The sequence below is a fragment of the Acidiphilium sp. JA12-A1 genome, from assembly GCF_000724705.2.
GTDB lineage: Bacteria > Pseudomonadota > Alphaproteobacteria > Acetobacterales > Acetobacteraceae > Acidiphilium > Acidiphilium multivorum.
In genome coordinates this window covers 109,734-120,537 of record NZ_JFHO01000053.1, presented here as the reverse complement: position 1 = coordinate 120,537, position 10,804 = coordinate 109,734, and the positions used below count along the sequence as shown (strand labels likewise).

The window sequence follows — 10,804 nt, the reverse complement described above, 5'->3', positions numbered from 1 at the left end:
ATTGGAGCGGGGCTGGCGGGCGCCGATGGCGTAGGTCTCGCCGGGCGTGCCGGTGAGGGCGATGGCGAGGAGCGCCTCGGCGTGATCCTCGACGAAGAGCCAGTCGCGCAGGTTGGAGCCGTCGCCATAGACGGGCAGGGGGCGGCCCTCGAGGGCGTTGATGAGCACCAGCGGGATGAGTTTCTCGGGGAACTGCCAGGGGCCGTAATTGTTGGTGGTGTTGGAGACGATGGCGGGCAGGCCGTAGGTGTGCCGCCAGGCGCGGACGAGATGGTCCGAGGCGGCCTTGCTGGCGGCGTAGGGGCTGCGGGGGTCGTAGGGGGTGGTTTCGGTGAAGGGGGGATCGCCTTGTTCGAGGGCGCCGAACACCTCGTCGGTGGAGATGTGGTGGAAGCGGAAGCGGCGGCGGGCGGGCTCGTCCAGGGTGGCGAACCAGGCGCGGGCGGCCTCGAGCAGGACGAAGGTGCCGGTGATGTTGGTGTCGATGAAATCGCGCGGCCCGTCGATCGAGCGGTCGACATGGGATTCGGCGGCGAGATGCATGACGATGTCGGGCCGGTGCGCCTCGAAGACGGCGCGCATCGCCGCGGCATCGGCGATGTCGGCGCGGATCAGGCGATGGCGCGGATGCCCCAGCGCAGCGCCCAGCGCGTCCTCCGAGGCGGCGTAGGTCATCTTGTCGACGGTGACGACCTCGTGCGGCGTGCTCGCCACAAGCCGACGGACAACCGCAGAACCAATGAAGCCGCAGCCCCCGGTGATCAGAAATCGCATTGCTTGCCTTGTAAATTTTTTGTCCAAAAAGCGAACTCACGAACAATAAACGCTACCATGATTGGCGTTGACAATAAACACAGCCGGATATGGCGTTGCGGCCAACGGGCCCGAGAGCCGGGTCGTAAAAGATAGTTGAGTGATTTCAGAAGATTATAATTCTGCCGGCTTGCAACAACAGACGGGGTCGCGATGACCTGGACTGAAATCGCTTGGATTTTTCACATGAAGGAGGGCCGGGATGGAAGGAATCACAAGCCGGAAGAGATTATCGACAAGCTTCGTGAGCCTGAGATTGCGTTGGCGGAAGGCGGGACGGTTGTGGATGCGTGCCGTTGGATCGGTATCACCGAGCCGAGCTACGACCGCTGGCGCAAGGAGTATGGTGGGCTGAAGATGGGCCAGGCACGTCGGACTCGTCATGCCGACATCCTGTTTGGATGTTGGAACCTCCTGTCTTTTGGAATCCGCCATGAAGGATGAGGCAGGCGGCATCCCGCGAGCCTCTGGGACCGTCAACGAAGCCCGCTTGCCGTGTCGCGCGGGAACTGACCCGTCTGATCGGGTGCCGCGGCCGGCCCGGCATGACCGTTTCCGGCCACGGCACCGAGTTCACCTCGGACGCCACCCTCGTCTGGTCGAAGGATCACGGGGTGGAATGGCACTAGATCGGGCCCGGCAAGCCGATGCAGAACGGTTATGTCGAATCCTTCAGCGGCCGCATGCGCGACGAGCTTTTGAACGAGAGCCTGTTCTTCGGTCTCGATCATGCCCGCGCCGCCATCGCTGATTGGGTGGCGGATTTCAATGCCGCGAGGCCGCACTTCTCGCTCGGCTACCAGACCCCGGCGGACTATGCCGAGGGCCTCACCGCAATCGGTACCGAACGGTGTAACAGAAGCGGCCGAGACTCCAATCGCACACGGATGAAAGTTCAGGGGCAGGTCAGAGACATTCTTTTCAGGCCATTCGCGCGCCCCCTTGCCGCAGGGGCGCGGCGGCGCATACTCTGGATCGAGAGCTCATACAGGTGATCGATCCATGCCCGACACGCACGCCCAACGCATCGCGCCCACGCTCACCGAATGGCGCCGATACCTGCATCAGCACCCCGAACTCTCGCTGCGCGAGGAAAAGACCGCCGCCTTCGTCTGCGAGAGGCTGAAGGAACTCGGCATCCCCTTCGAGTCGGGCATTGGCGGGCATGGGGTCGTCGCCACCCTGCGGCGCGGCGGCAATCGCAGCGTCGGCCTGCGCGCGGATATGGACGCGCTGCCGATCACCGAGGCGACGGGACTGCCTTACGCCTCGAAAACGCCGGGCGTGATGCATGCCTGCGGGCATGATGGCCACACCACCTCGCTCCTCGGCGCGGCGATGTTGCTGCGAGACGATCCGGACTGGTCGGGTACGGTGCATTTCGTCTTCCAGCCGGCCGAGGAGGGCTTCGGCGGCGCCCTGGCGATGATGGAAGACGGGCTCTTCCGCCGCTTCCCGATGGAGCGCATCTTCGGCTACCACAACTGGCCGGGGGTCGAGGCCGGCGCGATCATGATCCATGACGGGCCGATGATGGCCCAGGGCGAGCGCATCGGCATCACCATCCACGGCCATGCCGGCCACGCCGCGATGCCGAACCTAACCGCAGACCCGGTGGTTTGCGCCGCGCAGATCATCGTCGCGCTGCAATCGGTGGTCTCGCGCAACATCAACCCGCTCGATGCCGCGGTGATTTCGATCTGCGTGCTGCGCGGTGCCGAGGCCGACAACCAGATTCCGGACACGGTGACGCTGCGCGGCACGGTCCGCGCCCTGCTGCCGGAGGTATTCGACCATGTCACCGGCCGCATTCGCGAGATCGTCGCCCATACGGCCTCCGCGATGGGCTGCCGCGGCGAGGTGATATTCGAGCGCCGCCTCGCCGCGACGATCAACCACAAGGACGAGGCCGCACTCGGCCGCCGCGTGGCGCGGGACCTTGGCATGCCCGTGCTGACCGATCTGCCGCCAACCATGGCAAGCGAGGATTTCGGGTGGTATCTGCGGGAAATTCCTGGCGCCTATGCCTGGATCGGCAACGGGCCGGCCACCGAGGGAGCCTTCCTGCACAACCAGAACTACAATTTCAACGACGAGATCCTGCCCATCGCTGCCGGCTATCTCGCATCGACGGCGAAGGCCGCCCTGGCGGGCTGACGCGTGCCTGCGCCGGACGATTTCCGCTCGCACACGTCCGCTCCGCTTCCGGCTGGAACCCGCCGCGACATCGCCCGCCGGCTGGCCGGCGGTCCGACCGGCCCAGACGACCCGGCTTCGGGATCGCCGGCCGGCGACGCGGCGGCATCGGTGCGCGCGGCGGTGGCCGGGCGGATCGGGCTCGTGTGTGTCGCCTGGCCGGGTTTCGCGCATCCACTCTGGCTGCGCGCCGGGAGTGGCGATGCCGAAGCGGCCATCACCGCGCTGCGGGATGGCGTGGCAGGACTCGATCTGCCGTTCCTGCCGCACCGGATCATGGTGATTGGCGATGGATATCTTGCCGTCGCCCTCGCCGCGGCGTTTCCGGCCGCCGCCGTTGCCAGCATCGAACCGGTGCCCGGGCGCGCCCGGCTGCACGCGCTGAATACGCTGCCCTGGCGGCGGATCTCCGCCATCCATAACCCGGTCGGCATTGCCGGCGCCCGCCTCGCCGTGATGACCGATCCGGCAACCGGCGCCGAGCGGCTGGTGCCCGATCCACGGGGCGATATCGTCACGCTCGGCTTCGAGCCTGTGTTGCGGCATCTCGGCTGGGGCGAGGCCGATCTGCTGATCGTCGATCCCGCAGCCTGCCCCGATCTCGCCAACCCAGCGATCGATGGCGTGCTGGCCGCCTTCCGCCGCGTGATGATCCATACGGGCGGAACAACGATTCCGTCCGATCTGATCGCCCGGTTCCCGCCGCCCGCCTGGCGGGCCGGCACCATGCCGAGCCATGCCGTGTTCGACCGTGCTGCCTTCGGCCCGCAACCGGTATCGCGTCGGCAACCGGTTTTCGACATCGCTGGCGATCCGCTGGCCTGCACGCTGCCCGGGCGCGGCTGGAGGCCGGTGGGCGACACGGGATTCTGCCTCGCTCCTGCCGGCGAAGCCCCGGTCCGGCTCACGCTGCGCTGCTTCGCCGCCGGTCCCGCAGCCTTCGAGGCGCAGCTGCGCCTGCTGCCCGCGCCGGGCCCGGCGCTGCGTCTGGCGATCGGCTTCGCGGCGGCCGGCAGCGGGCGGGAGATCCATCGTGCCGCCCACGAGATCCGGCCCGGTGAAACCCGGCACTGGCGCTTCGACCTGCCGGTCTATTTCGGCGAGGTCGACATCTCGTTCGAGGTCGCTGCGCGCGATGGAACCGGGGAAGGCGGCTGGCTCGAAATTCGCGACCCGGCTTTTCTCTGAGCAGGGCTGCGCATGGAATGGAGCGAACCCGCGATCGTCCTCAGCGTTGCCGCGTTCGGCGAGAGCGATCTGCGGACCATCGTCCTGGCCGAGACGCATGGCGCCTGGCACGGGCTGGCGCGCGGCGGGGCGGGGCGGCGCGGGGCGGCGATCTGGCAGGAAGGCAATCTGATCAACGCCCGCTGGGTCGCGCGCCTGCCGGAACAGCTCGGCAGCATCAGCGGGGAGCTGGTGCATCCCGCCGCCGCGATCGCGATGGCGGACCCGCTGGCGCTGGCGGTGCTGCGCGCGGCCTGTGCCGTCGCGGCGGGTGCGCTGCCGGAGCGCGAGGCGCATCGCGGCGCGTTCATCCGGCTTGCGCGGCTGCTGGGCGGCATCGGCATCGCCGGCACCGCGCTGCCGGCGCTGGTGCGCTTCGAACTCGAATTGCTGCGCGAGCTCGGCTACGGGCTCGATCTGTCGTCCTGCGCGCTGTCCGGGGCGGCCGAGGATCTCGCCTTCGTTTCGCCGCGCACCGGCCGCGCGGTGGCGCGCGGCGCAGCCGGCGATTGGGCGCCGCGGCTGCTGAAGCTGCCGGCCTTCCTGCTCGACGAGGATGCCGCGGACGATGAGGCCGACCTTGCTGCCTGCCGCGACGGGCTGGCGCTGACCGGCCATTTCCTCGCCCGCGATGCGTTCGGCGCGCGCCATGCCCCGCTTCCCACGGCCCGGCTCGACCTCTATGACCGGCTGACCCGCAGACTGAACGGAGACGACGATGCCCGATGATCTCCTGGGCAATGTTCAGGACACGAAACTCGCCACCGCCCTTTCCGAGCGGTACCTTGCCTATGCGCTGTCGACCATCATGGCGCGGTCGCTGCCGGATGTGCGCGACGGGCTGAAGCCGGTCCATCGCCGGCTGATCTTCGCGATGCGCCAGCTCCGGCTCGATCCGGGCTCGGGCTTCAAGAAATGCGCCCGCGTGGTGGGCGACGTGATGGGCAAGTTCCACCCGCATGGCGACATGTCGATCTACGAGGCGCTGGTTCGCCTCGCGCAGGATTTCGCCTCGCGCTACCCGCTGATCGAGGGCCAGGGCAATTTCGGCAATATCGATGGCGATAACGCCGCGGCGATGCGCTACACCGAAAGCCGGCTGACCGAGGTTGCCGCCGCGTTGCTGGAGGGGATCGACGAGGACGCCGTCGATTTCCGCCCGACCTATGACAACGAGGATACCGAACCCGTCGTCCTGCCCGGCGCGTTTCCCAACCTGCTGGCCAATGGCGCGGCCGGCATCGCGGTCGGCATGGCGACGTCGATCCCGCCGCACAACGCGGCCGAGCTGTGCGCCGCCGCGATCCACCTGATCCGCCATCCGGATGCCGAGACCGCGGCCCTGCTCGATTTCGTGCAGGGGCCGGATTTCCCGACCGGCGGCGAGCTGGTGGAGGACCGCGCGACCCTGCTCTCCGCCTACGAGACCGGCCGCGGCTCGCTGCGCGTGCGGGCGCGCTGGAGCCGGAGCGATCTCAAGGGCGGGGCTTGGCAGATCGTGGTCACCGAAATTCCCTACCAGGTGCAGAAATCCCGCCTCATCGAGCAGGTCGCGCAACTGATGGCGGAGCGCAAGCTGCCCTTGCTGGGCGATATCCGCGACGAAAGCACCGAGCGCGTGCGCATCGTGCTCGAGCCGAAATCGCGCACCGTCGATCCGGACATGCTGATGGCGAGCCTGTTTCGCGCCACCGCCTTCGAGCAGCGTTTCAGCATGAACATGAACGTGCTCGACGCCGACCGCACGCCGCGGGTGATGGGGCTGCGGGAGATGCTGCGCGCCTGGCTCGATCACCGGCACGAGGTGCTGGAGCGGCGCTCGCGCCACCGGCTCGCCGCGATTGCCCGCCGGCTGGAAATCCTCGAAGGCTATCTCGCGGTCTTTCTCAATCTCGACGAGGTGATCCGCATCATCCGCACCGAGGACGAGCCGAAACCCGCGCTCATCGCCGCCTTCACCCTGACCGACACCCAGGCCGAGGCGATCCTCAACATGCGGCTGCGCAGCCTGCGCAAGCTCGAGGAGATGGAAATCCGCAAGGAGCACAAGGCGCTGACCGCCGAGCGTAAGGCGCTGGATGCGATGCTGGCCGACCCGGCCAAGCGCTGGGCGCGGATCGAGACCGAAATCGAGGCGACGGCGAAGACATTCGGCGGCGGTCCGGGCGCGCGGCGCACCACGATCAGCGGTGCTGTGCCGGTGACCGAGGTGGCGGTCGAGGCGCTGGTGGAGCGCGAGCCGCTCACCGTGATCCTGTCGGAAAAAGGGTGGATCCGCGCGCTCAAGGGCCATGCCGTGGCCGAGGCCGAGCTGAAGTTCAAGGAAGGCGACCGGCTGAAGGCGCTGTTGCGCTGCTCCAGCCTCGACCGCGTGACGGTTTTCGCGACCAATGGACGCGTCTACAGCCTGCGCGCCGCCGACCTGCCGCGCGGGCGCGGCGATGGCCAGGCGATCCGGCTGATGGTCGATCTCGGCAACGAGGACGAGGTGGCGGCGCTTTTCATCGCCGACCCCGAGGCGCGCTATCTCGTTGCCGGCACTGACGGACGGGGCTTCATCATCGCCGGTGCCGAGCTTGGCGCGGAAAAACGCACCGGCAAGCAGATCCTCACCGTCCGGCCGGGGCAGGAGGCAATGCTGTGCCGGAAGGTCGCAGGCGATCATCTCGCGGTGATCGGGCAGAACCGCAAGCTGCTGGTCTTCCCGCTCGAGCAGGTGCCGGAGATGGCGCGCGGTGCCGGCGTGATCCTGCAGAAATACAAGGATGGCGGGCTGGCCGACGCCAAGGCCTTTACCCTTGCGTCCGGGCTGAGCTGGCGGCTGGGCGACAAGCAGCGGACGGAAACGCGGCTCGCCGAATGGCTCGGCGCGCGCGGCCAGGCCGGAAGGCTGCCGCCGACGGGCTTCCCGCGGTCGGGCACGTTCGGCCCGCCGGACGATGACGCCGGCTGATGCGCCCTCCCGGCTGACCGATCGTGCAGGGTTGCCGCTGACGGGCGGCAGCCTCGCGCTGAACTTCCGCGCCGTCTCCCTGCTCGAGGGAATTCGTGCCGCGATTGCGGTCGCCGGCACGCTCGCGGCGGGTGCCCTGCTGGACCAGCCGCAACTCGCCCTCGCGGCGCTCGGCGCGCTGCTCGCCTGCTTTACCGATCCAGGCGGCGCGCTGCCGGCGCGCCTGCCGCCGATGCTGATCTTCGGCGTGGCCGGCGCGATCTGCCTCGGAGGTTTCGGGCTGCTGGACGGCGCCAGCCCGTTGCTTGCCATTCCCGTCGCGGGGCTTGCCATCTTCTGCTGCAGCCTTGCCCGCATCTACGGGCAGGGCGGATTGCTGACCGGCAACCTGCTTGCCGTCACGATCGTGCTGGCGCTCGACATGCCGACCGGCTCGCCGGTCGCCGCATTGCATGCGGCCTTCGGCTTCTGGGCCGGCGCCGCGGAAGCCGCGATCCTGACCCTTGCGCTCTGGCGCATCCGTCCGTTCGGCCCGGCGCGCGCGGCCCTGGCGGATGCGGCGCTCGCGCTGGCCGAGCTCGCCCGCGATCTTGCCGAACGCGAGGCCGATGCCGGCGGCGAGACCGGGTTCGATTTGCACGCCCGCGGCCATCGCCGGGCCGTGCGCGAAGCGATCGAGCGCGCCCGCGCCGTCACCCAGGCCACCCTGCGCCGGCGCGGCGTGGCAAGCCAGCGGGCGAACGCGCTCGTTCTTCGCCTGGCCACTTTTGACCAGCTGTTCGGCGCGCTGATCGCGCTGGGTGAGGAAATGGCCGCGCGCGGCGCCGACGATCCCGCCGCTCGCCGCGCCCTCGCCGGCATCGGCGACCTTCTGGGAGCGATGGCGCCCGAACTCGAAGCCGGCCGCACGCTGGATACGGCGCCGCTCCGTGCCGGGCTGGAGGCTCTGCGCGGCACGGTCTCCGCGGCGAAGGGCGATCCCGCGCTGCGCCGTCCGCTGGCCGCCGCGCTCGACCGCCTTTCGGTGCTCATCACCGTCTCGAATGCGCCGGGCGTCACGGCCGCCGACGAGATCGTGCCGCCCGACCTGATGGCCACGATCCTTGGCCCGTTGCGGTCCAATCTCAGCCTGGCCTCGGTGCCGCTGCGCCACGCCCTGCGCTCCATGCTGGTCGCAATCCCGGCGCTCGCCTTCGTCGCCTGGCTCGGCAACCCGTTCGGCCATTGGCTCGCCATCACCGTGATCCTTGTGCTGCAGCCGCATTTCTCGGCCACATGGATCCGCGCGATCGAACGCGTCGGCGGTACCGCGGCGGGCGGGCTGGTTGCCGCCGCCATCGGCCTGCTGGTTCACACCAGGCTGGAACTCGCGGTGGCGATGGTGCCGCTCACGCTGTTCGCCTTCGCCGTGCGCGGGGTGAACTACAGCGCCTGGGTCGTTCTGCTCACGCCGATGATCGTGCTGCTGATCGAGCAGATCGATCCGGGGGCGAATCAGTGGGTCGTCGCCGCCTCGCGCGTCGGTTTCACGCTGGCCGGCGGCATCCTCGCGGTCGCCGCCAATCTCGTGCTCTGGCCGAGTTTCGAGGGTAACCGGCTTGGCGCGGCGCGGCGCGACGCCATTGCCGCGCACCGCGCCTATCTCGTCGCGACCTTCGCGCATCTGACCGCCGACGCGCCGCCGCCTGAGGCCGCGCGCCGGCAGGCGGGGCTGGCCAGCAACAATCTCGAAGCCTCGATTGCGCGGGTGATGATGGAGCCGCATCGCGACGACGACCCGCTGCTGCGCGCCGCGATCGTCACCGATGCCGCCCTGCGCCGCACGGCCGGCAGGCTGGCGGCACTCGCCCTCGAGCCCCGCCCGGAGGCAGCGGCCCGGGTCGGCTGCCGGGCCTGGGCCGAGGCGCTCGCCGCCTGGTTCGATCCCGACCTGCCGGACCCGCCGCCCTTGCCGCCGCCGGTGGGCCTGCCCGCGATCGATGACGGGCTTGCGCGGCTGGCCCGGCAGGCGGAACTTGTCCGTGAACCCGTGACTTCGGAGACCATCGCATGAGCGATCAAGGCCCAACCCGCCGCAATGGTGGCGTGGTGCGCATTATCGAGGCGCTGCTGTTTGGCGGGCGCTGGCTGCTGGCGCCGCTCTATCTCGCGATGCTGGTGCTGCTGGCGCTGATCGTCGCCCGTTTCATCGTCGAGCTCATCCATGCGGCACCCGGACTGATCGCGATGAGCGAGACGCAGGTGATCATGGCGACGCTGTCGCTGATCGACCTCTCGCTCACCGCCAACCTGATCGTGCTCGTGATTCTCTCGGGCTACGAGAATTTCGTCGCCCGCATCACCCTGGCGGAGGGCGACCGCCGGCCGGAATGGATGGGCAGCATCGATTTCGGCGCCCTCAAGCTGAAAATGCTGGGGTCGATCACGGTCATCGCCGCGGTCCATGTCACCCGCGTCTTCCTCGAGGTGCGCACCGAATCAGACCGCGTCGTGCTGTTCCAGTCCGGGCTGATGCTCGCGCTGGTGCTCACCGGCGTGCTTCTCGCGCTGACCGACCGGCTCGCCGGTCACGACTGAAGCAGCGCCGCGAGGAAGCGGCGGAACCGGTCGGGCTCGACCCTGTAGGCCTGCGGCGCGGTCTCGTGGATGCCTTCGCTCAGCAGGCCGATCCGCTGGCCGCGCAGTGCGGCGATCGCCGACTGGTCGAGCGCGTGGCAGCGGATCACCCCGGTCACGCAGTCCGGCCCGGCGAAGATCGCGTTGTGCAGGCCCGAGCCCATTGGCCCCACGATCGCCCGCGCGCCGGCGAACAGCCCGACCTGTTCGGCGAAGGGCAGGGTTTCCGGCCGCAGCACGGCGAAGCCGAATTCGTCGCGGGCGATGGCGGCGATCTCGCTCTCGTTGACGTAGCGGCGTTGCGGCGCATCGGGATTGGCGAAATCGCCGCGGGCGACGAAGATCCGTGGCACGGGTGCTGCGGGCGGGCGGGTTGTGCGGGCGATGAAATCGTCGATCAGCGATCCGGTCAGCGGATGATACCCGCCGCGCCGGCCGAGCAGCGGGAGGATGATGGCGCGGTCGAGATCGAGTTGCTCGTGCGCCGAGTCGAACCAGATGGCCTGTTCGGGATCGATGCCGAGATGATCGTGCAGGATCGCGCTGAACCAGTCCGGCATCTGGCGGTCGAGCACCGGGAGGGCGCCAGACAGCAGCGGCGAAAACCAGGCGGCGAGCAGCAGCTTCGGCAGCATCTCGATCAGCAGGTGGCCATAGACCCGAACGCCCCAGCCGTGAAAGACGAAGGCCGGCCGCGCCTCGCGCCGCGGCAGCAGGGTGGCGAGGCGCGCCGGCATCGCCCCGTCATCCTCATGCACGATGCGGCGGACATAGACGGGCATGACGCTCTCTTCATCGAGCAGCGCGCCGCCATGCCATACCAGCCCCGGCCCGGCGAGGCGCGCCCGCATCGGCCCGAGCAGGGCGAGATCGAAGGCCTCGCGCGGCGCCTCGGCGTGGAGCCGGATCCATTCCGGCGCAATGAATTCCGGATCCGCCGGGTGTGGCATGGGAAGCGGCGCCGGCATCGCGGCGGCGGCGAGGCGGATCCGCGGGATC

The 10,804-nt window shown here is 69.2% G+C and carries 8 protein-coding genes and 2 pseudogenes; 8 read left to right on the top strand and 2 right to left on the bottom strand.

The genetic code is table 11. From position 1 onward, the window contains the following. The coding region (locus tag RT91_RS10630; protein ID WP_035187172.1) for a dTDP-glucose 4,6-dehydratase at positions 1 to 774 on the bottom strand (774 nt) is incomplete at its 3' end. Positions 775 to 999: 225 nt separating this feature from the next. Here RT91_RS10630 and RT91_RS10625 point away from each other — a divergent pair. From RT91_RS10625 to RT91_RS10590, 8 genes and pseudogenes are all read left to right on the top strand, one after another. Further along, positions 1,000 to 1,194, top strand: a pseudogene (locus RT91_RS10625) (transposase); the annotation flags it as partial. Between the two features lie 113 nt (positions 1,195 to 1,307). Beyond that, positions 1,308 to 1,808, top strand: a pseudogene (locus RT91_RS20570) (integrase core domain-containing protein); the annotation flags it as partial. 7 nt (positions 1,809 to 1,815) lie between these two features. Beyond that, positions 1,816 to 2,970, top strand: a complete 1,155-nt coding sequence (locus RT91_RS10615; RefSeq protein WP_007422000.1) for a M20 aminoacylase family protein — start codon at positions 1,816 to 1,818, stop codon at positions 2,968 to 2,970. Between the two features lie 3 nt (positions 2,971 to 2,973). After that, complete coding sequence (locus RT91_RS10610; RefSeq protein WP_035187169.1) at positions 2,974 to 4,197, top strand: hypothetical protein; 1,224 nt, start codon at positions 2,974 to 2,976, stop codon at positions 4,195 to 4,197. Positions 4,198 to 4,209: 12 nt separating this feature from the next. Then, complete coding sequence (gene recO / locus RT91_RS10605) at positions 4,210 to 4,965, top strand: DNA repair protein RecO (RefSeq protein WP_035187167.1); 756 nt, start codon at positions 4,210 to 4,212, stop codon at positions 4,963 to 4,965. After that, entirely contained in the window at positions 4,955 to 7,189 is a 2,235-nt protein-coding gene (gene parC, locus RT91_RS10600) for a DNA topoisomerase IV subunit A (RefSeq protein ID WP_035187166.1), read from the top strand. The genes recO and parC overlap by 11 nt, the downstream gene beginning before the upstream one ends. Beyond that, positions 7,176 to 9,242 carry an FUSC family protein gene (locus RT91_RS10595; RefSeq protein ID WP_035187165.1) on the top strand — a complete coding sequence of 689 codons (2,067 nt, stop codon included), beginning with the start codon at positions 7,176 to 7,178 and terminating at the stop codon, positions 9,240 to 9,242. The genes parC and RT91_RS10595 overlap by 14 nt, the downstream gene beginning before the upstream one ends. Next, on the top strand, positions 9,239 to 9,766 hold the full coding sequence (locus RT91_RS10590) for a YqhA family protein (RefSeq protein WP_007421475.1): 528 nt from the start codon (positions 9,239 to 9,241) through the stop codon (positions 9,764 to 9,766). Before RT91_RS10595 ends, RT91_RS10590 begins: the two co-directional genes overlap by 4 nt. Here the strand turns inward: RT91_RS10590 and RT91_RS10585 are convergent. After that, the gene (locus RT91_RS10585) at positions 9,757 to 10,755 is read right to left on the bottom strand and encodes a DUF563 domain-containing protein (protein ID WP_240314263.1); all 999 of its coding nucleotides are present in this window, start codon (positions 10,753 to 10,755) and stop codon (positions 9,757 to 9,759) included. The two genes, RT91_RS10590 and RT91_RS10585, sit on opposite strands and share 10 nt — an antisense overlap. Positions 10,756 to 10,804 lie beyond the last annotated feature (49 nt).

Excerpts from the sequence above, each read along its gene's own strand:
- RT91_RS10615 (WP_007422000.1), top strand. The coding sequence starts at position 1,816 with ATGCCCGACACGCACGCCCAACGCATCGCGCCCACGCTCACCGAATGG.
- recO (WP_035187167.1), top strand. The coding sequence starts at position 4,210 with ATGGAATGGAGCGAACCCGCGATCGTCCTCAGCGTTGCCGCGTTCGGC.
- RT91_RS10585 (WP_240314263.1), bottom strand. The coding sequence starts at position 10,755 with ATGCCACACCCGGCGGATCCGGAATTCATTGCGCCGGAATGGATCCGG.
- RT91_RS10595 (WP_035187165.1), top strand. The coding sequence starts at position 7,176 with ATGACGCCGGCTGATGCGCCCTCCCGGCTGACCGATCGTGCAGGGTTG.
- RT91_RS10590 (WP_007421475.1), top strand. The coding sequence starts at position 9,239 with ATGAGCGATCAAGGCCCAACCCGCCGCAATGGTGGCGTGGTGCGCATT.
- parC (WP_035187166.1), top strand. The coding sequence starts at position 4,955 with ATGCCCGATGATCTCCTGGGCAATGTTCAGGACACGAAACTCGCCACC.